Below are 22,998 nucleotides of genomic sequence, written 5' to 3'. Positions count from 1 at the left end.
TAAATTCTCTACCCTTCGCTTATGGCTGATGGTGTTTTGAGCTATGGGATTACTTATCAAGAGTTTATAATTTAATCAACAGTGTTTTTCATTTTACTTGTTCACCTGCTGAATGTCTAAATAATATAAGTTGAATTAATTCTTGGTGTTCGCTGTATAGCAACTAATGCTTGATAAACCATTGCAGCTACTTCTCCACGTGTTGCTTCTCTCATGGGTACAAGTTCTCTGGGGTCTGGGTAATTGACAATTATTCTTTGTTGTGTGGCAGTTACCACTGCTTGACGAGCATAATCGGGAATTGTATTACTATCTGTATAGGTGAGTACTGTATTTTGATCAGCTTTTGCCAGGCTTAGTCCACTGACCAGGGAGAGAATTACTTGTAATCTTTGCACATTTTGATTGGGGCGGAAGGTACCATCGCCGAATCCACTAATAAAACCACCTCTACTCGCTATTTGTAGGGCTTGAGCAGCCCAGAAGTCTGGAGATACGTCTGTAAAATTAACTGCGGGGCGTTTCGGTTTTGGGTTAAAGGCTACGGCTATTAAAGCTGCATATTGAGCGCGATTCATGAGTTGATCTGGCTGGTAGCTACCATCAGCAAAACCACTGGTTAAATTCAGACTTGCCAACCCGCGAATAAATGGTTCTGCCCAATGTCCGCTCATATCGGTAAATCCGGGTAGATTGATATCGGGGCTGACAATATAGGGTGAGGGGATGGCTTTTTCTTCACTAGTGGCTGTCAAGGCTTGATAAATTAATGCTACTACTTCACCGCGAGTGATATCTCGCAGTGGTTCTAGTAGTTGTCTTTGGGGATAGTTAACTACTAGTAATGCTTGAGTAGCAATTGCTACAGCATTAGTCGCATAAGTGGGAATTTGAGCGCGATCGCGGTACAGGTTTAATACTTGGGGATTCCCCCCTGTTAGTTGCAAGCCATTGACTATAGATACTATGGCTTGTACTTTGGTCAAATTTTGTCCTGGTCGAAACGTGCCATCAGGAAAACCACTGATAAAACCCATTTCAGCAGTTTTTAAAATAGCTGATGCAGCCCAAAACTGGGGATTGACATCTGTAAATTTACTACTTGGATTTATTTTAGGTAGTTGAAAAGTTTTAGCAATGATGGCTGCATACTGAGCGCGATTGATGGGCGCATCTGGGGCAAAGGTACCATCAGGAAAGCCGCTAATTAGCCCTCTACTTACTAATGCTTCAACAAAATCTGCCGACCAATGTCCCCCTAAGTCGGAAAAAATATTACTGCTACCTGAAATACTGCGAGGATTATCTTCCCGGACGGCTATAAAATCTACCTTGCCTTTCACTTGGGTAGGATTCAAGTGATTACCTGCTGAAACTAGGGGCTGTGGTGTACTGTTGTATAAATCAAAAGGGCTATTATGCTCAAAAGTATTGGCTGCTATGTCTTGGCTATTACCTAAGTCAGGGATAGCATTACCGTTAACTAACATCCCCCCTTGGGTGTTCTTAGTAATGAGGTTATAACGCAGCACAGGTCTAGCATGGCGAGAAAGAGCGATCGCTGATCGGTTATGTGAGATTGTGTTATGTGCTATTAGGGGGGCGGCGTAATCACTAATTGCTATGCCTAAAGAGTTACTGTGAAATACATTCCGTAGCACTTCTCCTTTGCTATAGCGCGCCATCATCAAGCCACTGGCGGCGTTTTCCTGAAACACATTATCCACAATGGCGGGTTTAGCGCTTCCTGTGACAAATATACCTTCTCGACCACATTTAATAAAACTATTATTAGCTAAATTGGCTGCTGCTGACTCTATCCAAACACCAGTACCTCTAGCTACGGGATTAGTTATAGTCACACCTAGAAGATTGGCATTAGTTTCTAAAAGTATAGTAATGTTTTGTAAACCAAAGCTAGGACTTTGATACTTACCACTCCCAGAAATAATAATTCCCGCACCTTTATTAGCTTCGTTACCTAATATTGTCACGCCCGCAGAAATAACTATGGGAAATACTTCACCGTTAGCAGTGCTATAGTTGCCTGGTGTCAACTGGACAATCACTGGCGTTTTGGTCGCTTTTAAGGCGCGGGTGAGACTTTTAAAGGGGCTAGACCGAGAACCATTATTGTTATCATTCCCCAGGACAGGATTAACATAAACTGTGGTCAGGAGGGCAGAGTTCACCATTGATGCTTGAGATACAATGTTTAAGTTTTGACGGTCATCAATAATAACTTATACCATTTTCGTCTCCACTTGCACTTATTAATATCATGTTAGCTTGATTACTTATTATTAAAACAGGGAACAGTTGGCAAGGGTTTTCAGGCTATTTTCTGATAAAAAAATAAGGAGAGCCACTGATGCAACTCTCCAGATCATTAGGGTTCATCTACTATACATAGAATACCTCGTTAGGTGTGAGGGGTGTAACCTGTTTTTGAGATTCTTTGTAAAGATATGATGAAGAGTTAGGTTAAAAACTGATCAACATTTAATAATTTAGCTTTTTCTCCACTAATTCATTGGTTAGCTTAGGATCAGCTCGTTTGTCAGTTTTTTTCAACACTTGCCCCACAAAGAAGCCTAAAAGCTTTGTGTTCCCTTTACGGTACTTTTCTAGTTCTTTGGGATTGGCCTGGATGGCTTCATCAATAATGGGTTCTAGTACACTAGGATCAGTGATTAACTCTTGACCTGCAAAGGCTTTCTCTGGGGACATCCCGGCTAGTAAATCCGGCAATTTTTGTTTAGCTTGGGCGTTGCTAATTTTACCAGATTCAATGCGGGTGATTACCTCGGCTAAATTGGCAGGAGTTAGGGCAATTTCGGTAATACTGAGCTTTTGCTTGTTGAGGTATGCGGCTATATCTTGAGTTATCCAGTTAGCTGCGGCTTTGGCATTTGCGCCGGCTGCAATGGCATTTTCAAAATAATCGGCTACGGTGCGGTCTTCCGTTAAAACTCGTGTATCATAAACTGAAAGCTCTAAATCATCTTGATAGTGATGACGTTTTTGGGCGGGTAGTTCCGGAAGTTCCCTACGCCATTGCTCTAATTGTTCAGCAGATACTTCAATGGGTGCTAAATCTGGTTCCGGGAAGTAGCGGTAATCGCTAGAACCTTCTTTAGTTCGCATACTAATTGTACGTTGACTGCCCTCTTCCCAGAGGCGAGTTTCTTGGATGATGGGTTCCCCAGCTTCTATGGCGGCAATTTGCCGTTCAATTTCGTAATCAATAGCCCGTTGAATGGCGTTAAACGAGTTCATGTTTTTGATTTCTACTTTCACGCCAAATTCTTTACGTCCCACTGGACGCACCGAGATATTGACATCACAGCGTAGGGAACCTTCTTGCATATTGCCATCACTTACACCGAGATAGCGGACAATGCGGCGTAATTCTTCGGCATATTCGGCAGCTTCTAGACCTGAACGCAGATCAGGTTCTGAGACAATTTCTACTAATGGCACACCTGCCCGGTTGTAGTCTACCAAAGAATAGGTGGAACCGGAGAGGCGATCGCTTCCTGCGTGTACCAGTTTGCCTGCATCTTCTTCCATGTGCAAACGAGTTACACCAATGCGTTTACGAATTGGGTTTCCTTCAGCATCTGCTAATTCGATTTCTAACCAACCATGTTCAGCAATAGGCAGGTCATATTGAGAAATTTGGTAATTTTTAGGCAGATCAGGATAAAAATACTGTTTACGGTCAAATTTGCTGTATTTAGCTATTTGGCAGTTTAAAGCCAAACCTGTTTTTACAGCATATTCCAGCACTTTTTCATTCAGTACAGGTAGGACACCTGGTAATCCCATACACACGGGATCAATGTTAGTGTTGGGGTCAGCACCGAAAGCTGTAGAGCTATCAGAGAAAATCTTGGTGTTGGTACTGAGTTGACAATGGGTTTCTAGACCAATAATCGCTTCGTATTCAGTTTTTACAGTCGTAGCAGCAGTCATACTATAAATATTGCTAGTCATACCATATATTATTATTTTAGCTGTCTGTAGCTTCAATTCAGAATTTTGTCTGCTAATTTGTTTTAGTCTCTATTAATACTAAATAAATGTAAGTGTTTAGGAGTTGGTTAATTCTCTAATTAATTCTTCAGGAGTGATAATTACTTAGTGTGACAATGAGGAAATCTTGCCTATTACGCGTAATTAATGTGTAAAGAAAGGGGAAAGCAGGAAGGGTGAAAGTAACTCATCCTTCCTGTTGGGTTGTTTGGTTAAACAAAAATAAACTGTTGGCTATTCGTAACGTCTAGTTGGCTGGGATTGACCCCGGTGAATACAGCTACGTCACCACCATCAACTTTAATCATGGTGTTGTTGCCTTGAGCAACTAAACTCACTTGATTAGCAGTAATACCACTTATGCCGATGCGGTCTGACCCCACTGCAAAATCATTAACCATATTGGGGCTATCCGGTAGTGAACCTCCCATTACTAACCAGAAATTGTCAGCACCAGCGCCGCCCCAGAGTGAGTTATCACCACCAACCCCGGCATACAGGCTGTCACTACCAGCACCACCAAACAGGCGATCGCTCACGGTACTATAGAGTTGATCATCCCCAGAACCACCATAGAGACGGTTACCCCCTTGGTCACTAGAACGCAACTCATCCCCACCGGAACCGCCAAACAATAACTGTCCCCTACCTTCAGCTACCTGTAAGTTATCATTGTCAGCTGCACCAAGGAGAGTATTGGTATCACCGCCCTCAACTACTATCAGGGTATCCTCACCAGCACCGCCATTTAATACACTACCACTAGCGGCACCTTGGGAACCAACATAAAGCATATCTGCGCCGATGTTACCATTTCCATAACTATCACTGCTGAGGAAGATGGTATCATCACCTGCTCCCGCTTCCACCTTCACCGCGGTGGCTAGACTAGCTTCGATGGTATCATTACCACTGCCACTAAATACCATAGATCCAGTTTCGCTACTAGAGAGGGTGAGCGTATCATCTGCCCTAGTACCACTGACTATGGATTTCCTGATCTCGACATTGGCTCTAAGAGTTAATGCTGAGTAGGCTTGTTCACTTCCTTCCACTACATTACCCACTAAAGCCAGGGGTTCGTTTTGATAAAAGAGGGTTCCACTGTATATTGTGAAGTCACCTGGAACAGCTGCGGGGAAATCTGTTTGGTTGACCAAGATTTTGTCCCCTTGGGAGGGATCAAAGTCTTGGAAATAAGTTACCCCTTTCACTTGATGGTTGAAAATAAATTCATCAGCACCTTCTGCTCCCACAAAAACCGGATTTACCGCCGAATCTGGCACAGAAAGAACATTATCTCCAGCATCTCCCATGGCGGAGTAGGAGGGAGTAAAACTGATGCCACCCCAAACCAGTGGTTCTGCTGAAATTAAATAACTAGCTAAGTTCTTTTCAGCACTGATAGCAAAACCGGAATCAGCATTGAGTAAACGTAATTGGATTGAATCTGATTCTCCGTTAATTGCATCACCCCTAACTGCTAAATTTAATCGATAACTGGTTTCACCAGGGGCAATGTAGAAAGAACCATAACCTGTTTCTTCAATCTGATAATCTTCCCCTTCAACAGCATCTCCTCCCAACACATAACGCACAGTTAAACCATAAACAGGAGCCGGTTGAGATAATTCAATCTGAAAATATCTTTCAACTTCATTAGCTGAATCCAGGACAATGTTTTCTACTGATGCACCACTATCAGTAGTCAGAGAAATTATGCCTAAAGCCGAATCCGGTTCTGAAGATACATAATTGGTGTAGTAGTCATTTCGTACAAATATTTCTTCGGTTTTGGCATCATATTCTGCTTTACTACCACTTTCCAAGGCCAAATCTACAAACTGATAAAGTAAACCTTGAGAATCATTTTGCAGGAATCTCTGTTTTACGCCGGCAATAGCAGGAATTATTAAGTTAGTTCCTTTTGCGCCCGCATCCCTGATAATAACTTCTAGTTGTCTTTGCCCGCGAGTAAATGCTTCTGCGATCCACTCCAGAGGTAGTGCTTCCACTTTTTGCTGGACTTCCCCTGGATTAAGGGGCTTTCCATCTGCTCCAAAGAAAGATTGTTCTTCGCCTAACTTGGTGGCGTGAGTATTGAGGATATATGTCCAAGCTTCGGTGACTTGTTGAGCATTGGTTGGATCTAAACTTGTCCAATCATAACCGGAATCATTCCATAATTGGGTGTAATATTCGTCTGCATTCCCTGAAATTACTTGGAAGAGAAAATGAAAACTACGAATAGCCAGAAAACCGTCAGACTCAACCGGACTAGCAGATAATTCTCTGCCCCAATTGTCTCGATCCACTTCCAAAGCGGTCATCAGACGTTTAGTAATTTGAACTAGTGCTAAAAGTTGATATTGATAGGTCAGAGCATCGGCAGCTTTATCGGCGTTACCTTGACCTAATTCTGTGTATGGGTTGTAATGATCATCCAGCAATTGGTCAGGAATATTTGCCCACTTGTTAGAGAATGTTTGATTGAACGCTTCAGGGGTGAGCCTTTCATAATAACGTTGATTATCTGTCCAATTAATATTTTGAGGAGCGTCATTCCAAAGTAGTACTGGTGAATATTTGAGAGTTGTGACAATGGAAATATTACCTCCGGGTAAGCCAATGAAAGGAATACCGTAATCTTCACCAGTAATTGAGTCTAACATGGCGTTGCCGTCCCCACTAGTGGCAACTATTACACCATCACGGAAATCTATTACTTGCTCAGTAAAATTAATGAAACTTTCACCGTTCCATAAGCCTCGACTGACATCTTGATAAGTGTTTTGCTCTTCCGTGAGTTGTAAGGTAAATTGCCCATCATTGCCAACGGTAGTAGGTGTTTCCCATGGGTCAAGAGTTAAATTGAGTTCCCCGTCTGTATTTCGTTGATCAAACCAAATCTCCCCACCTGTTAAAGGACCGCTGAAAGCACTACTGGCTAGATTGTACAGAGACACAAAGGCTTTGAGTGGATATACTAATGCCAGTTCAGCTATTGTTGTCGTAGCTATCAACAATGGTGGATCATTGAGGTCGTAGTAAGATTTTGTGTCTGGAGAAACAGCTAAATTAATCGGTTCGCTTTGTCTCTCATCGGTATAATTTTTGTCGTACCAAAAACCTGCATTATCGGAAAACTCAGAGGTGGTGTCAAAATTCCATTTGAAGTATTCATCGCTGAATAAATTTTTATCAAAAAGATTCTCAATAGTCAAGGGAAACTGAACCTCTGAGCTAAATTCGTAATTGGTTTCCTGTACTATATCTAAAGGTTCTCGCCAGAATCCCCAAGCGTCATTGTAAAAATTAGCCGAGACACTATTATTAAACAAAAAGAAATCTGCTTGCTCTTTTCTATTGAAAACATCATCAAAAGTTTCTCCCGGTTGCGTTTGGAATGAGGAAACACTCTCTGCAAACATTAGGGCAGTTAATGCCTGAGCATAACTATGATCATTAGCTCCTAATGGACCTTTGGAAAATCCAGAGTGATTATACTCTGCCGATGTGGATTCAGATATAACTAGTTCCCCTAATGTTGTTTGATTGATGCTTAGGGAAGAAGTATTAATGTATAAGTCATATTGCGCCAATGGACCGTCATAACCTAAGTTGGCAGAAGTGTGTAGGTTGTAAACATTAATAGCATCATCCGCACTTAGTCTTTGAGAAGGTAGCAAAGATTGAAAGATAGGACCGGCAGTATCCATGCCAATAATAGTACCTAAACTACTGACATTATCTGCATACAATCCTTGGGCTATGTCTTGTTTAATTCTTTGACCTGTTTTTCCTGCTACATGACCACCCAGACTATGACCGACTAAGGTGATATTTTCTGGATTTAAACCTTGAGTAAGTATATAATCTGCCAAGGCATTGGCGGTTCTTTCTGTGCCAAAAAGAGCAGGAGCAGTATAAATGGGGGTAGAGTCGAATGGACCGTCAAAATTACCCCAGTCAACAATGACAACATTAGCATCAGGATTATAAGCTTGAACTGTTAATCCAATACCATGCTGGGTGGAATTAAAAGCTTGCCAACGTTTCCAGTCATTTCTACCAAGCTTGTAATCTTGGTTGTTGAGATATTGTAAATTATCATAAAACCAAGCATCCCCCCGCCCGGCTGTAAAACCGTGAATAATAAAATAGGTAGGTTGATTGGGATCTAGTTCTGCATCACTAATGGGAGTTCTTTCTCCATTTTCATCTAATACATGAAACCAAACACCATCAATAAAGGCATTATCTCCCTGAAGAATATTCACATACTCTCTACTTGCGGGATAAGAACTAAAACTGGTATTGCCAAAAATACTTTGTTCATTTATTCTGCTGAGGTTTTTCAGTTCAAATAAAGGAACTGTATTGACATTGGAAACTTTTTCTACTGCTATCTCGTCTATTTGCAGGTAATCTCTATTGGCATCTTCAACATTGATGACAACAGATTTAATCTCACTAAAGTCTTGAGACTCAATGATGAAATTAGATTCAACGCCTCTGGCAAAAGGGTTGTTAGAAGTCTGAGTTTCATCTAAGGGGTAATAAAAGTCTCGGAGATTGATGGGGTCACTAGAGTAACTCGTACCATCATACAAAGTTCCCTTAAGAGTGATAAAGACTTTTTTCTCTGTTCCATCTCTTCTGCGCCAATCTATATTAGCCACTTTGGTGGTTACTTTGTATGTGGCTGAGTTGGTGGAAGCATTAGATAAGGTTTCTTCGTTGATAAACCATACCTGAGAATTAGTGGCGCTATCGGTAACGTAATTATCTGGATTTCTAATTTCATCCCAAGTAACGTTGAGGTTGGGAGTGTTACTATTTGTGTTTAAATCTATGACTGGCTGATCTGCAAGGACTTTAGCAAAAAAAGCTGGTCCGTAGCCATGGGCTCCTAATCCCCAAGGGTCGGGAGTGGCAATACCTAAATACTGGTCTTCCTTTTGAGGAGTAACAGGACCTGGGCCTATATCTCTGGGTTGTCGATAAAATAACGGGCCACTAGCGGGCCATTGTGCTATCTCTAATAGGTTATAATCAATACCATATTTGGCATCTTGCTCTTGTTTGTCGTTGACATCGCCTCTGAAATAAAGAAGTCCAAATGTTGTTAAAGGAATCCCGTTTTCTAAGTCAGCGGACACAAAATCTCCACCATAAGGAATATTTTGTTGTTGGGGGTTGAGAAATACAGTAGGGTTATTATACTCGTATGCGTTTATATAAATGTCTTGATCGCCTATGGGGAAATCATAGCCTGTGTCTTTCGATGAGTGAAAAGCGTAAACATTCTTTCCTGCATCGGCATAAAAGGGCTGGTAGTTTTCTGGGTCGGCTTGGTTAAATTCGGCATAAGCCTGCTCGAAAATAGGACCTGCTGGATCAAAAAGATAAACTTCTTCAACATCAAGACTATCTTTTTTATATAGTTTTCCTGTTAAACCAGCAGTTTGAGCGCCTAGACTAAACCCCATAATAGTCAATTTATTTAGCGCTTCTTGATTATTAAAGCCCAAAGTTTCTAAATATCCTTTGATTATTTGTGAATTTCTCGCTAAACTTTGACTGGCTTCGGGATAATTTAAGGATCTTGTTAATGTACCTCGTTCTAATTCGTAACCACTATAGTTACTCCAATCCACCCAAATAACGTTATCTTGTGACTCTATATTTCCCAGCAAATATTTTGTCAGCATTTGCATTCCGGGTTCACTGGGTAGAAATCCGTTATCTGGATTACCACCACTATTTACCCAACCATGAATTAAAACGTAGGTTTTTCCATCGGGGTTAAATGTCCCTGAAGTATCGAAGTTACCTGAAAAAGTTCCTACGCTTGTTTGATTGGCTGTGTTTGATTTACGCCAAACATTAAAATAAATCCCATCTATGTAGTCATTAGCCCCTTGGGTGGTAGATGTAATGGGAATAACGTTACTCTCTGTGTGCTGTATATTTCCTGTGTCGTAGTTTTTCCCTGCGTCTACCAACTCTTTGATGTAAATCCTTTTTATACTCTCATTTTCGGGATGAAATAGAGAATCCCAATCTATGGAAACTTGATGAATATCACCAAAATTATCGGGAATATCTGTCTCGAAAACAACTTCGCTATCACCTAAAGCATCAAATTCTATTTCCTCAATCCCAGCGAAGGGGATTGATACCTCTTGGCTATTTTGTGAAGATGACAAAGATAGCTTGAGGACGGCTTGGTCAGACAAACCAAATAAATCTCTCAACCATTGAGTTTCAGTTTCGATTCTGATGGAAATACGCATTTTTCACCTATGCTAATGGTATTGAGTCGGGAAAGCTCTGTATCATCTGTATATAAACAGAAAATGCAGTTTGGATACACATAATTACAATATACACGATAGTTATTGAATTTAAATAAGAGTAAATACGGAAAATGATCAAAAGTCCATTACGTTACCCTGGTGGTAAATCAAGAGCTATTAAGCACATAGCGGCACAGTTACCAGATAGCTTGAGGGAGTTTCGAGAACCTTTTGTGGGTGGGGGTTCTGTATTTATTTACCTAAAGCAAAAATTTCCCCGTCTCAAAATCTGGATTAATGACTTAAACCGCCAGTTATTTGTGTTGATGATTTATTTGTCTGTGGGTCTGTGATTCGTTACCATAAATCATAAAAATATTGTAGTGCGGGTATCTTGCCCGCTACTGTATCTTTTGTATAAAACACCCTCTAACACTGAGAAGAGAAGAGATAAATGGTGTGATGGTTTTATTGAGAAATGATTTCTCTAAAACTTTTATCATCGGCGATTTCATCAAAATCAATGTCAAATGCTGCATCCTCTTTATATGTGACATTGAGTTCTACTGCTTTTTGCAGATTTGCTAAAGCTAATTTTAGTTTTCTTTGCAAAGCATAACAGGCGGCTTTGTTGTAATAAGCGCTGGCATAATCAGGGTTGATGGCTAATGCTTTGTCAAAACTAGCGATCGCTGCATCATCTTCTCCTAATCTTACCAAAGTATAACCGCGTTTATCCCAGACTTTGGCGGAGTTGGGATTGATTTTGATGGCTTGGTCAAAACTAGCGATGGCATCTTCATATCTTTCCAACTCTATCAAAGAAAGACCACGATTTAACCAAGCAACTGGGTCATCACTCTTGACTTGAGTGGCTTTGTCAAAAGAAGCAAAAGCTTGTTGATGTTGTCCTAGTTTACCAAAAGCCACACCGCGATCGCACCAAGCTTGATGATAATCGGGTTGAATTTCAATAGCGCGTTCATAGGATGCTATTGCATCTTGGTAGCGTTGTAATCTTCCTAGAGTTAAACCCCGTTTTAACCAACTAATAGGATTATCAGGTTTAGTTTTGACTACCTGATTATAAATTGCCATGGCTTCTGGATATTTTCTTTGAGCAAATAACTCATCTGCTGTTTGCAGATCATCATTAACTAATTCTTGGACTTGGGGCTGGGGTTGGGTAACTTCTGCCTTTTCAGTCACAAGAGGCGGTTCAGTTTTGGCTAATTCTTGTAATATTACATCTTTGCGTTGTTGAGCGTCTAACTGCAATTCAGAAAGTTGAGATACAAAATCTGTTTCTAATTTTTCTAGTTTTTCTAGAATGAATAGCTTTTGTTGTTGAGCATGGAATTGTAATTGCGAGAACTGATCAGCAAACTCGGAACCTGATTTTTCTAAATTGGCAATGATTAACTCCTTCTGATTTTGGGCATCTACCCGTAATGCTGATAGTTGAGATGCAAATTCTGACTGCAATTTAGTTAAACTTTCTACCAAGGTATCTTTTTCTTGTTGTGCCTCTGATTGTAATTCAGCTATTTGAGATTTTAATAAATCAGCTAACTCTGCTAAAACTTGCATAGTTCTAGCTTTTTCTTGTTCAGCATTTACTTTTATACTGGCTAAACTAGCCAAAACTCTCTCTTGTTCTTGCTGATTTCCAGAATGTAACTCAGAGGTGGATGATTGAAATAGTTTTGCTAATTCTTTAATTTTTTCTATAATTTCTTGCTTTTCTTGTTCAGCATCTATGTGTAATTGTCTCAAAATTCCTATAGTTTTATCTTTATCTTCCTGAGTTTCCGACGCTAACCCAGAAAGCTGGACAATAAATTCATCTCTAGATTTTTGCAATTCTTCTAAAGTTAGATTTTTTTGTTGTGTAGCTTTTAACTGCAACTCATCTAGTTTATGGTTTAATTGAGATTCTAAACTTGCTAATTTCTCAATTGTTCTATCTCTTGTTTGTTCGGCTTGCAGTTGTAATTGAGATAGTTGTGCTACAAATTCTGACTCTAGATTTGCTTGAATGTTTTTAATTTTTGTTTCTAACTCCGCTAAGATAGCATCCCTTGATTGTAACAATTCTGATGTTAATTTAGCTAATTTTTCTTGCTCCTTTTGTATATTTTGTTGCAGCGTAAAAACTTGTTTTTCTAATTGACCATTGGTTTTTTTAGATTCTTGAATTAGATTTTCGGCATCTTGCTTGACAATGGTGAGTTGATTTTGTAGATTTTCCACACCCTGTAACTCTGCCATAGCTCTGTGAACTATTTCACGAATGGCAACTCTTCGCAACAGCCAAAATAAAGCTATCACAGCTACAGGAAACAAACTCAAGATCACTAACCACACATTAAATAATACACTTGTACTATTAACAGGCGGTTCAGCTTCAGCTGGGGCGGTGTCTGGCGTGGGCTGTTGAGGCGGCAACTGAGCCAAGTATTCCCCTTGATGAGATATGATTTTAGCAGGGCGTGCCTCTGGAGAAACGGATGGTTTGATTTCTCCACTAGCAATACTAACAGACAGTAACAAAGGTGAAAAGACAATGGCGCTTTTCAATAGGTTGGTGAGAATAAGTTGTTTTTTGCGCTTCATAGAACCATCCTGATTCTTGGGTCAGTTTTTGCAGTGGGCTGCTTATCTCCAATCTATACCAGAAATTAATTATGACCGAATGAATTTGATAGGAGTAAAAGGGTTTTTGAATAATGAAGGGTAGACACAAACTAGCAAGCAGCCTGGTTTCACTGGTGGTGATCAGCTTATCTAACTTGATTGGGCTTTATTCTGGTATTGTTGCTGCATCGCCAAGAAAGTTAGACAAAACTGTTAATTGTGAAATTTTAGTTGTGGGTGGGGGACTGTCTGGGGTAGCTACGGCTTATGAGGGGTTATTAGCAGGACGGAAAGTTTGTCTCACAGAAATAACTGATTGGTTGGGAGGACAAATTTCTTCTCAGGGGACATCTGCATTAGATGAACGTCCCACCCAGCGCCGTCGGCAATTTTATCCTCGCGGCTATTTAGAATTGCGAAATCGTATTGAACGCAAGTATGGTAAACTTAACCCTGGGGATTGCTGGGTGAGTGAGTCTTGCTTTCTGCCTGGTGATGGTCACACCATTCTCACTGAAATGCTAGAAGATGCTGAAAAAAAAGGTAAAGGCAAGTTAGAATGGTTCCCCAATACAGTAATTAAGGATTTAGAGATTATACCATCAACCAAACAGGGGAGTGGAGAGTTAATTAGTGGGGCGATCGCTATTCAACATCAACCAGCCCCAGGCACACCACCTCATAACACCTTCACTTTATCTCAAATTATTGAAGATGCCTATAGTTACCAAAATTCATCTTGGTTTACTAAAAATATTATTCGCTTAGTTCCCCAAAACAGTAAAGGCAATTTTCCGCAATGGTATGTTGTAGATACCAGCGAAACTGGGGAAATTGTCGCCCTAGCCGATGTTCCCTACCGCTTGGGTATTGATCCTCTTTTCCACTTAGAACCTTCTGCCGCTAGCAGTGAAAATTATCCTTACTGCACCCAGGGTTTTACTTACACCTTTGCCATGGAGGCTACCAATGAACCACAACCCCAGAAAATGCCCTTATTTTATTCACAGTATGCTCCATATTTTAGTTATGAACTACCACGACTGGCAAACTTTGATTTAGTTTTTACCTATCGCCGCATTTGGAGTCCGCAAACAGGAAAACCTGCTATTTCAGGTGGGATTAAATTTTCTGCTCCCACACCGGGGGACATTTCCATGCAAAATTGGACTTGGGGTAATGACTATCGTCCTGGAACCGGCGAAGATAACTTAGTTTATACTCGCCAACAGTTGCAAGCCACTGGACAGTTACAACCAGGGGGCTGGATGGGGGGACTGCGGACAGAAACTCTCCGCAAAGGTGAGGAAAATGCACTGGCTTACTATTACTGGTTAGTAGCAGGTACTACAGATTCCCAACTAGGTGAGGGTGTTAAACAACAACAAAAAAATAACCGCTTGATGTCCGGGTTAAATTCCCCTATGGGGACAGTGCATGGTTTATCGAAATATCCATATATCCGGGAAGGGCGGCGCATTATTGGCCGTCCCAGTTGGGGACAGCCGGGGGGGTTTACCATTTGGGAAACTGATATTTCTCGCCGCAACTACAAAGATAAATACTACCGCCAGATACTTACAGCAGAAGCGTACCGGAGACTACAAGCAACCTTGGCCAGCTGGAAAGCAGGATCTGTAATTATGGGTAAAAAATCACCGGAAGCGGTAATACCCCGGACTCGTTCTACTATTTTTCCAGATTCTGTAGGTATTGGTCACTATGCCTTAGATATTCATCCTTGTATGGAGAAAAGCCCCCCAGAAGTACCTGGTAATAGAGAGCTTCCGGGAGAAAGGCGGGGTGCTGGTGAGGCTTATCCCTTTCAAATTCCTTTGAGAGCGATGATTCCCCAGAAAATCGACAATTTACTCATAGCAGGTAAAAGTATAGCCACCAGTCACATTGCTGCTGCTGCCTATCGGGTACACTCATTTGAGTGGTCTGCTGGTGCTGCTGCGGGAACTACTGCGGCTTTTGCTTTAAAAAATCATGTTGTACCTTACGAGTTAGTAGATGATTTACCCCAGCCAGAACCAAAATTATCAACTCTTCAAGGTCTGTTGGAGAAAAATAATAACCCCACAGCTTTTCCTAATACTTCGATGTTTAACCAAAGCTGGGATAGTTGGCGTTAGGGAGAAACAATTTTAGATTTTAGATTGAGCGGATTTGCGGTTGACTTGACAGATATGGACTAAACTAGTTATCAATAAATGTAGTTTTGTAAAATTTTCTTGACTAACTGTTTTATGGTTACAAGACTTTCAGCAGCTGTTTACGGAACAAGTACAGCCCCCTCTGTAGCCCCCGGACTGTCTAATCAAGTTACCCGCAAGCCTTACCCCAATTACAAAGTCATTGTTTTAAATGATGACTTCAACACTTTTCAACACGTGTCTGAGTGTTTAATGAAGTATATTCCCGGAATGACCGGTGATCTTGCCTGGGACTTGACTAATCAAGTACACTATGAAGGACAAGCCATTGTCTGGGTCGGTCCCCAAGAAATGGCTGAATTGTATCATCAACAGCTGCGTCGAGCTGGTTTGACAATGGCTCCTTTAGAAGCTGCTTAATTACCCTTATGAGCAACCCCGCTAAAGACACTTCTGGCAAAGATGGCAGATTAGTCTGGAATCACTCAACTCATATCTCTGGTCTCATCCCTATTTTAGAACGTCTCTGTCAACAAGATGGGATTCAAACTGTCACGCCTGGTGTCATTGGGCGGGCTAAAGGTCATTGTCCCACAATGCAGTTACGGGTATCTGTACCTATTCGGGGTGGTTACAAAGTTATAGCCCGTCACGGTAAGACAGTACAAGAGGTTTTTATCCTGACCACTTTGGATCAGGATAAACTTAAAGATAAAATTGCCATGGCTATGAAAACTAAAGCCAGTTAATAGTCCATTGTTCAGTTATTCATCAATTTTTCACCAAATAGGCTATTCTTGTACCCGGCGAACTGAAATTTTATGTAATGGTAAACTCAGCACACAAGAAAAGGTTAAGAAATATGACAAAGCTGTAGTGATTTTCACTGACATAAGTATAGTTTCCCAGTCTGGGAAAATCAACTTTTCCACACCAAAGGCAAAACAGTAAACGAGCCAATAAGAAAAACTCATTCTAAACAGTATTTTCTCTGTTTCTTCTAGATGATCTTTTGAAGGGTTGCGCTCCCATAGCAACAACAGACCAGCAATACAAGCGAAAAAGGATACAGCAACTACAAATTCGTGGCACATAAAATTGATTGAGTGCATTTGCATTGATTCAATACTTTATCGTTGAGATTCAGTCTAAAGGAATAATCTGGTAATACCCAAAATATATTTACAAACTGCAATATAATACTGTTATTATTTTTAAGTAATGCAACAAATCTTTTAGTTAGATTAAGTTGAATATATTTACTCCCTTGCTACTGTTAAGTTATAAGCTCTTGTGCAGCTAAACCCATAATCTGTTACATTTAAAGCTGCGCTTTGTCTCGCATCAGAGCAAGCGGGAAGGGAATTAGGGGGTGGGGTGTGCGGATCTATTTCTCTGGTCTAAAAACTGTAGTTGATGATATAGACAGCTGATTTGTGGTAAGTTTACACCCGCTGTCTGGGATTTTTTTAGGGGACTAGCAAAAATAGCTTCTATTTCTAAGGGACGGCGTTGATCATAGTCGATTTTCATGCTGGTACGGTAAGGCTTCATTTTGACTGTGTAATTAAGCATGGTTTCAATGAAGCTGTGGGGGATAATACGCCCAGAACTTTTCGCCCCTGCTGCTACTTCATTCATCAATTGTTCAATTAATCTCCGGGTGTCAGCATTTGCCATTAATTCCTCTGTTGTGGCATTGAGAATGACAGATAGTCCATTGTAGGGTATGTTCCACACCAATTTTTGCCAACGCGCCAGCAGTAAGTCTGGGACTAGTTCTATGGGGATACCAGCAGTTTGAAAGTCATGGGCAATTTGCTCCATTTTTTCTGTAATAAGATGGGGTTGATATTCAGGGTTATACTCCGCTAGGGTGATTTTGCCATAATCTAAATGATGAATATGCCCTGGTCCGACTTTATTGGAACAGAGAAAACATAACCCACCTATGATGTGAACATTGCTAACTATTTGGGCAATATCTTCTTCTATGCCTAATCCGTTTTGCAATACCAACACTACCCCACTATGTTTAACTATTAATGGTAGTAATTTGGGTAGTAAATAATTTTGAGTTGTCTTGAGTGCCACTATGACTACATCACATTGTGGCATCTGTTCTACATTATGATAAGCATTGACTTGGTGAAGGGTAAAGTCACCGTCTTTAGACTGGACAAATAAACCACATTGGCTCACGTGTTGGTAATCACTCTTGAGCAAAAAGTGAACATCTAAACCAGCCTTTTGTAATTTAGCCCCATAAAACCCACCTAAAGCACCAGTTCCCAGAATAGCGTATTTGCGATCGCACATTTTTTATATTTTTTTCAATATTTATACAACTATAGGTTTTTTTTATGATTATCCCATCTACATCTAATCATATAACATTTCTTAATTCTTTGTGAAGATGGACTAAGGGTATTAGTAGTCATTTTGGCTAGGAGTTTAAATTATGTAACATAGTTAAAGTAAATACATTAGCTTATGCTAATGTAAGTTGAAATCTCTAACAATATGTTGACATTTTTCCCCAGAATCAACCTACAAGAAAAATTAATGCTTGATTTAATGTTTGATTTCAACACTTTAGCTGAGTTTTCCCGTGCTAATTGCACTACTATTTGTGCATTTCTCATCCCCGCCAACATCATCGCTTCATCCCTGACTATTATCGTCACTGTATTAGGTCGCCCCATCAGTCAAGTATGGAGATGTGTAGGGATTGCCAGTATTTTTGCTGTGGTGATGATATCTCATGTATATACTTGGCTGATGATTGGTGTGGTCATGTTGCCTACATATATATTATTATTTCTAGCTATAACCTGCTTACTGAGTAATTTTGCTTCTCTATGGAAATGCTCTGTTAGTATCAAAAACAGTATATAGCATTTTTTACATACGTGAGATACAAATGTAAATGATCGTCTTGTAGGGCGGGCATCTTGCCCGCTGCCTCACTTGGGCAAAATTCACTATAAGCTAGACTATTACTATAATTGGGTGTAAAAAAAGCGATCGCTACACACTCAACAAATAATGTGCGATCGCTTGATCTTAGCTGAACTAGATAATTGTGGTGAAACTAAATGTCCTTTTCGCTCAACTCACGAGTCATATAATCAAAAGGCTCATCCACAAAGGAAGTATCAGCAATACCAGCAGCAGCCACTTGTTCCTTGACCAGACCTTTGAGAATTTGGATACCAAAAACCGTCGGTCCAATGGGTACACCCAAAGAATTGTAAGTTTCCCGCAATCCTTGGAGTACACGTTCATCCAACACATTCATATTACCTGCAACCATGGCATAGGTAGCATAACGTAGGTAGTAGTCCATATCCCGCAGACAAGCGGCATAACGACGAGTGGTGTAAGCATTACCGCCCGGACGAATCAACTCCGGCTGTTCTGCAAATAACTGAGAACCAGCTTGTTTAACCAGAGCAGCTGCATTAGAATTAATCGCTGCCGCGGCTTGTACCCTTGCTGTACCACTGGCAAAGTAAGACTTTAAGCTGTCAATTGCATTCCTGTCAAAATACCTGCCAGCAACGTCATAGTTATTAATCAAGCTTGTAACTGCATCGCGCATTCCTTCTTCTCCCAATCAATGCTATCTATGGTTTGATATTAATTTTGGTTGCACTTACGCACCAGTAAATTTTTGTGTCATTTATTTTATTTAAAATCTGATGAGACACAAAAACACTTTATTTGCTCATAAAGGATTCTATGCCAAACTTGACCACTAATGAGATTAACTTTAACTTTTGTATAGATGTTCAGGAAAAGGTTAATATAACCTGTAATCTGAATAAGCTGTAACAAACACTACAAAATTTCCTAATGTCCAGGATTTATGATATTTGAATGGTGTCATGCACAACTTAGTTCAAATCATCTGGATGAGGATGCTTTGGAAGATTTTGGTTTGATTTGAAATTGGTAGAGAAGGAGTAAAAATGACAACCCCAAAAGAAGTCTTGAAAATGATTCAAGACCAAAACATTCAGATGATTGATCTGAAATTCATCGACATAATAGGTACTTGGCAGCATCTCACGGTGTATCATAACCAAATCGATGAAAGTTCCTTCTCGGATGGCGTGCCTTTCGACGGTTCCAGCATTCGGGGTTGGAAAAGCATCAACGAATCAGACATGATGATGGTACTCGATGCCAATACAGCTTGGATCGACCCCTTCATGAAAGAGCCAACTTTAAGTATCATTTGTAGTATTAAAGAACCACGCACGGGGGAATGGTACAGCCGTTGTCCCCGTGTAATTGGACAAAAAGCCATCGACTACTTAGTTTCCACTGGCATTGGTGACACAGCTTTTTTAGGACCTGAAGCGGAATTTTTCATCTTTGACGATGTTCGCTTTGATCAAAACGCCCATGAAGCTTACTATCATGTAGACTCAGTAGAGGGTCGTTGGAATTCCGGTAGGAAAGAAAGCCCCAACTTGGGTTACAAACCCCGATTCAAAGAAGGTTACTTTCCAGTACCGCCAACAGACACCTTCCAAGATATGCGTACAGAAATGCTGCTGATCATGAGAGATTGCGGCGTACCCATTGAAAAACAACATCACGAAGTTGCCACTGGCGGTCAGTGCGAACTAGGTTTCCGCTTCGGTAAATTAATTGAAGCTGCTGATTGGCTAATGACATATAAATATGTCATTAAGAATGTGGCCAAGAAATACGGCAAAACAGTAACCTTTATGCCCAAGCCGATTTTTGGCGATAACGGTTCTGGTATGCACTGTCACCAGTCCATTTGGAAAGATGGCAAACCTTTATTTGCAGGTGACAAGTATGCTGGTTTAAGTGAACTAGGACTCTACTACATTGGTGGTATCCTCAAGCACGCACCAGCACTTTTAGCCATTACCAACCCCACAACTAACTCTTATAAGCGCCTAGTACCTGGTTATGAAGCACCAGTCAACTTGGCCTACTCTCAAGGTAATCGTTCTGCTTCAGTGCGGATTCCTTTATCTGGTGATAACCCCAAAGCTAAACGTTTAGAATTCCGGTGTCCTGATGCCACTTCTAACCCCTACTTGGCATTTGCTGCCATGCTGTGTGCAGGAATTGATGGTATCAAGAACAAAATCCATCCCGGCGAACCCTTGGATAAAAATATTTACGAACTCTCTCCAGAAGAATTAGCGAAAGTTCCTTCCACTCCCGGTTCTCTGGAATTGGCCTTGGAAGCACTAGAAAAGGATCATGCTTTCTTAACAGAAACAGGAGTTTTCTCAGAAGACTTTATCCAGAACTGGATTGACTACAAGCTGGCTAATGAAGTTAAACAGATGCAGTTACGTCCTCATCCTTATGAGTTTTACCTTTATTACGATTGCTGATTAGAGCTAGTGAGTAAATCTTTGCCACCCTTGGGGGTGGCTTTTTTTTACCTATCACTAGTTTTCATGTATTTAAACAACAACCTGATATCCTTATTCCACCTCTCCCTCTCTCCCTCCGGGCTTCTGCGCCTCTGCGTGAGATATAAAAATCGGGTTAATAGCCATTTGAAAGCCAGGAACCTAGACCTTAAGTCTATAACCCTGGTGTTCACGTTTTATTGATAATGGTGAAAATTAGCTCATTGCAGCGTGGCTGCTTTCATAAAGTAACCGAGTGGTGGGATCAATTTTGCCTTGAATCGGATTCCAGTATTCAGACAATTCTTCAGGAAGACCCAGTTCCTGTGCTGCACGCATCAGCATTGATTGTTGACGGTTTTTCACTTGTTGATATTGACGCACTGCTAACGCGCGAGACCTATCTTGAATAGACATATATTTCTCCTGATGGTTTGTGGCTTGAGTGTTGAATGGCTTGTTTTGCCTTCTATGATGAGAATAGCAGAATTCTGTAGTGAAAGTTACAGAATTGCATTTTATTTACAAAAATTTACATTTTGGTAGTTGAGGATGGGCTATGAACCCAGTAAACTGCCAAATATCAGGTTCCTAAGATAGATGAATTTTCCGTTACAATCTTTTACATATACTGAATAAAAGTAATAAACCCCTAACTGATTTCCATGTCTGACACTTTAACTAAGCTGACTTATCAAACCTTTCAACAAGGCAAAAGTTATTTCGGTCTGGCTCACAAAACCTTAAGTTCACGGCTGATGAATCTGATTCATCCCAGTCTGGGACAAAAGAGGAAACCCATTCCTAACGAAGTTTTGTTCAAACTGCGAGAAAAAATGAATCAGCTGCTAGAAACAGACTGGCAGGATGCAGAAAAAGGGATATATCCCCAAAGCTTACTGTTTGACAACCCTTGGTCAGATTTTTTCCGCTACTATCCACTGGTATGCCTGGACTTACCTCAAACCTGGGAACGGTCTGAGAAAAAGAAATATCAAGAATTTTCACCGCAAATAGAAACCGATGGTTATCCCAGCTATTATGTGCAGAATTTCCATCATCAAAGTAATGGCTATTTGAGTGCCGAATCAGCCAATTTATATGATTTGCAGGTAGAACTTCTCTTTAGTGGCACTGCTGACCCTATGCGGAGGCGGATTCTTGCACCTCTCAAGCAAGGGCTAAAAGCTTTTGATTCTGTTGCGCCACGACAAATGCGTATTTTAGATGTGGCTTGTGGTACTGGACGGACATTAAGAATGATTCGGGGTGCTTTACCTCAAGCATCGTTATATGGTATGGATTTGTCTCCCGCTTATTTGCGTAAGGCCAATCAACACCTGTCAGAGATTCCCGGAGAGTTACCCCAACTGTTACAAGCTAATGCGGAGGAGTTACCTTATTTAAATGACTACTTCCATGGTGTCACTTCTGTGTTTCTCTTCCATGAGTTACCAGCACAGGTGAGGCAAAAAGTGATTGAACAATGTTTCCGAGTGACAAAACCGGGGGGAGTATTTGTCATTTGTGATTCCATTCAAATGAGTGATTCACCTGAATTAGCTGTAACCATGGAATCTTTCCCAGAAGTCTTTCATGAACCCTACTACCGGGATTACACCCATGATGATTTGGTACAACGTTTAGAAGCAGCCGGTTTTGAAAACATTTCCACCCAGGTTCACTTTGTTAGTAAGTATTTTATCGCTCATAAGCCAGCTGTAAATTAAACCTTCTATATTTAACTTATATGTCTGGGTGGGTATGTTCTCTCACCCAGTTTTCTAGGCGTTTGTAGTTACTCTAAAGATCAAGTATCATGCAGGCTGTTTACTTTATTACTGGACTTGCTTGCACGCAGGAGATGGAAAAATGAGAGTTTGGCTGGCTTGTTTTTTAGTTTTGTTTGCTTTGGCAGAACTGTTTGATTGGTTAAAAAAGTTTCATCTGCCCTTACCAATCTATGTTTTGGGCGGTGCATTTTTAGCCGTTGCTTCTAACTATGACAAGATTCTTGGCTCTTACTTCAATGATCAAATTATGGAATCATCACCGGAAATGCAGGAGTTAAATTTCCCTAGCCAATCCAGTGATGCCATTTCTGGACTAGATTCAGTTGAAGAGGTACAACAATCAAAATGATGCTAAAGTCCCTTTAATAGCCCACAGGTACATAGGATATATTTGAATGAACTGGGAGATATTCGCCAATTACCTGTATGGGTTGCCTTGATGATGTTAACTACAATTGACGAAGAAGAAACAACCGAAGAAGCCAGGTATTTATTAACCAGGAGTCAGCAGGAAATTTCTCAACCAGAAAATCGCGCCATAATAGAGTTAATAACAACAATTATGGTGTACAAGTTTGAAGATAAGAGCCAACGGGAGGTAGAGGAAATGTTGGGAATCACACTGCAAGAAACGCGAGTTTACCGAGAAATAAAGGAA

Annotated in this window: 15 protein-coding genes and 2 pseudogenes; 9 read left to right on the top strand and 8 right to left on the bottom strand. The window is 40.6% G+C overall.

The window, feature by feature from the left end; all coding sequences use genetic code 11:
* Window positions 1-116 precede the first annotated feature (116 nt).
* The 3 genes from NWP17_RS01770 to NWP17_RS01760 all read right to left on the bottom strand — a co-directional run bounded on the left by NWP17_RS01770 (window position 117) and on the right by NWP17_RS01760 (window position 10,337).
* Window positions 117-2,195 carry an S-layer homology domain-containing protein gene (locus NWP17_RS01770; protein WP_280653198.1) on the bottom strand — a complete coding sequence of 693 codons (2,079 nt, stop codon included), beginning with the start codon at window positions 2,193-2,195 and terminating at the stop codon, window positions 117-119.
* 307 nt (window positions 2,196-2,502) lie between these two features.
* Complete coding sequence (gene gatB, locus NWP17_RS01765; protein ID WP_280653234.1) at window positions 2,503-3,978, bottom strand: Asp-tRNA(Asn)/Glu-tRNA(Gln) amidotransferase subunit GatB; 1,476 nt, start codon at window positions 3,976-3,978, stop codon at window positions 2,503-2,505.
* A 272-nt stretch (window positions 3,979-4,250) separates the two neighbouring features.
* Entirely contained in the window at window positions 4,251-10,337 is a 6,087-nt protein-coding gene (locus tag NWP17_RS01760) for a hypothetical protein (protein WP_280653197.1), read from the bottom strand.
* A gap of 134 nt (window positions 10,338-10,471) precedes the next feature.
* On the opposite strand from NWP17_RS01760, the pseudogene NWP17_RS01755 reads away from it, so the two are divergent.
* A pseudogene (locus NWP17_RS01755) lies at window positions 10,472-10,663 on the top strand (DNA adenine methylase); the annotation flags it as partial.
* A gap of 145 nt (window positions 10,664-10,808) precedes the next feature.
* Here the strand turns inward: NWP17_RS01755 and NWP17_RS01750 are convergent.
* The gene (locus tag NWP17_RS01750; protein ID WP_280653196.1) at window positions 10,809-12,956 is read right to left on the bottom strand and encodes a tetratricopeptide repeat protein; all 2,148 of its coding nucleotides are present in this window, start codon (window positions 12,954-12,956) and stop codon (window positions 10,809-10,811) included.
* 113 nt (window positions 12,957-13,069) lie between these two features.
* Between NWP17_RS01750 and NWP17_RS01745 the strand changes: the two genes are divergently transcribed.
* The 3 genes from NWP17_RS01745 to NWP17_RS01735 all read left to right on the top strand — a co-directional run bounded on the left by NWP17_RS01745 (window position 13,070) and on the right by NWP17_RS01735 (window position 15,885).
* Window positions 13,070-15,115 carry an FAD-dependent oxidoreductase gene (locus NWP17_RS01745; protein WP_280653195.1) on the top strand — a complete coding sequence of 682 codons (2,046 nt, stop codon included), beginning with the start codon at window positions 13,070-13,072 and terminating at the stop codon, window positions 15,113-15,115.
* Window positions 15,116-15,229: 114 nt separating this feature from the next.
* A complete protein-coding gene (gene clpS, locus NWP17_RS01740; RefSeq protein WP_280653194.1) occupies window positions 15,230-15,556 on the top strand; it encodes an ATP-dependent Clp protease adapter ClpS in 327 nt (108 codons plus the stop codon).
* Window positions 15,557-15,564: 8 nt separating this feature from the next.
* A complete protein-coding gene (locus tag NWP17_RS01735; RefSeq protein WP_280653193.1) occupies window positions 15,565-15,885 on the top strand; it encodes a DUF2103 domain-containing protein in 321 nt (106 codons plus the stop codon).
* Between the two features lie 42 nt (window positions 15,886-15,927).
* On the opposite strand, the gene NWP17_RS01730 is transcribed toward NWP17_RS01735, so the two are convergent.
* Window positions 15,928-16,248, bottom strand: coding sequence for a hypothetical protein (locus tag NWP17_RS01730; protein WP_280653192.1), 321 nt, complete (start codon window positions 16,246-16,248; stop codon window positions 15,928-15,930).
* 253 nt (window positions 16,249-16,501) lie between these two features.
* Entirely contained in the window at window positions 16,502-17,455 is a 954-nt protein-coding gene (locus NWP17_RS01725) for a putative 2-dehydropantoate 2-reductase (RefSeq protein WP_280653191.1), read from the bottom strand.
* 258 nt (window positions 17,456-17,713) lie between these two features.
* Between NWP17_RS01725 and NWP17_RS01720 the strand changes: the two genes are divergently transcribed.
* On the top strand, window positions 17,714-18,034 hold the full coding sequence (locus NWP17_RS01720) for a hypothetical protein (RefSeq protein ID WP_280653233.1): 321 nt from the start codon (window positions 17,714-17,716) through the stop codon (window positions 18,032-18,034).
* A 196-nt stretch (window positions 18,035-18,230) separates the two neighbouring features.
* Here the strand turns inward: NWP17_RS01720 and apcB are convergent, their stop codons facing one another.
* Window positions 18,231-18,740 carry an allophycocyanin subunit beta gene (apcB, locus tag NWP17_RS01715; protein ID WP_280653190.1) on the bottom strand — a complete coding sequence of 170 codons (510 nt, stop codon included), beginning with the start codon at window positions 18,738-18,740 and terminating at the stop codon, window positions 18,231-18,233.
* Between the two features lie 370 nt (window positions 18,741-19,110).
* Between apcB and glnA the strand changes: the two genes are divergently transcribed.
* The gene (glnA, locus tag NWP17_RS01710) at window positions 19,111-20,526 is read left to right on the top strand and encodes a type I glutamate--ammonia ligase (protein ID WP_280653189.1); all 1,416 of its coding nucleotides are present in this window, start codon (window positions 19,111-19,113) and stop codon (window positions 20,524-20,526) included.
* 237 nt (window positions 20,527-20,763) lie between these two features.
* Here glnA and gifA read toward each other — a convergent pair whose 3' ends face one another.
* Window positions 20,764-20,964: a glutamine synthetase inactivation factor IF7A gene (gene gifA / locus NWP17_RS01705; RefSeq protein ID WP_280653188.1), complete on the bottom strand. Its 201-nt coding sequence runs from the start codon at window positions 20,962-20,964 to the stop codon at window positions 20,764-20,766.
* A gap of 248 nt (window positions 20,965-21,212) precedes the next feature.
* Between gifA and NWP17_RS01700 the strand changes: the two genes are divergently transcribed.
* The 3 genes and pseudogenes from NWP17_RS01700 to NWP17_RS01690 form a co-directional block, all read left to right on the top strand.
* On the top strand, window positions 21,213-22,277 hold the full coding sequence (locus NWP17_RS01700) for a class I SAM-dependent methyltransferase (RefSeq protein WP_280653187.1): 1,065 nt from the start codon (window positions 21,213-21,215) through the stop codon (window positions 22,275-22,277).
* A 142-nt stretch (window positions 22,278-22,419) separates the two neighbouring features.
* Complete coding sequence (locus NWP17_RS01695; RefSeq protein ID WP_280653186.1) at window positions 22,420-22,689, top strand: hypothetical protein; 270 nt, start codon at window positions 22,420-22,422, stop codon at window positions 22,687-22,689.
* 6 nt (window positions 22,690-22,695) lie between these two features.
* Window positions 22,696-22,998: pseudogene (locus tag NWP17_RS01690) on the top strand (DUF2887 domain-containing protein); the annotation flags it as partial.

This window comes from Chrysosporum bergii ANA360D (genome assembly GCF_029891735.1).
GTDB classification, from domain to species: domain Bacteria; phylum Cyanobacteriota; class Cyanobacteriia; order Cyanobacteriales; family Nostocaceae; genus Umezakia; species Umezakia bergii.
Note: the sequence above shows the minus strand (reverse complement) of the source record. Positions and strands in the feature narration are given on the sequence as shown.

Bases quoted from the DNA above. Each gene is read 5' to 3' on its own strand.
- glnA (WP_280653189.1), top strand. From the start codon at position 19,111: ATGACAACCCCAAAAGAAGTCTTGAAAATGATTCAAGACCAAAACATT.
- NWP17_RS01700 (WP_280653187.1), top strand. From the start codon at position 21,213: ATGTCTGACACTTTAACTAAGCTGACTTATCAAACCTTTCAACAAGGC.
- NWP17_RS01720 (WP_280653233.1), top strand. From the start codon at position 17,714: ATGTTTGATTTCAACACTTTAGCTGAGTTTTCCCGTGCTAATTGCACT.
- NWP17_RS01695 (WP_280653186.1), top strand. From the start codon at position 22,420: ATGAGAGTTTGGCTGGCTTGTTTTTTAGTTTTGTTTGCTTTGGCAGAA.
- clpS (WP_280653194.1), top strand. From the start codon at position 15,230: ATGGTTACAAGACTTTCAGCAGCTGTTTACGGAACAAGTACAGCCCCC.
- NWP17_RS01745 (WP_280653195.1), top strand. From the start codon at position 13,070: ATGAAGGGTAGACACAAACTAGCAAGCAGCCTGGTTTCACTGGTGGTG.
- NWP17_RS01725 (WP_280653191.1), bottom strand. From the start codon at position 17,455: ATGTGCGATCGCAAATACGCTATTCTGGGAACTGGTGCTTTAGGTGGG.
- gifA (WP_280653188.1), bottom strand. From the start codon at position 20,964: ATGTCTATTCAAGATAGGTCTCGCGCGTTAGCAGTGCGTCAATATCAA.
- NWP17_RS01735 (WP_280653193.1), top strand. From the start codon at position 15,565: ATGAGCAACCCCGCTAAAGACACTTCTGGCAAAGATGGCAGATTAGTC.
- apcB (WP_280653190.1), bottom strand. From the start codon at position 18,740: ATGCGCGATGCAGTTACAAGCTTGATTAATAACTATGACGTTGCTGGC.
- NWP17_RS01730 (WP_280653192.1), bottom strand. From the start codon at position 16,248: ATGCACTCAATCAATTTTATGTGCCACGAATTTGTAGTTGCTGTATCC.
- NWP17_RS01770 (WP_280653198.1), bottom strand. From the start codon at position 2,195: ATGGTGAACTCTGCCCTCCTGACCACAGTTTATGTTAATCCTGTCCTG.
- gatB (WP_280653234.1), bottom strand. From the start codon at position 3,978: ATGACTGCTGCTACGACTGTAAAAACTGAATACGAAGCGATTATTGGT.
- NWP17_RS01750 (WP_280653196.1), bottom strand. From the start codon at position 12,956: ATGAAGCGCAAAAAACAACTTATTCTCACCAACCTATTGAAAAGCGCC.
- NWP17_RS01760 (WP_280653197.1), bottom strand. From the start codon at position 10,337: ATGCGTATTTCCATCAGAATCGAAACTGAAACTCAATGGTTGAGAGAT.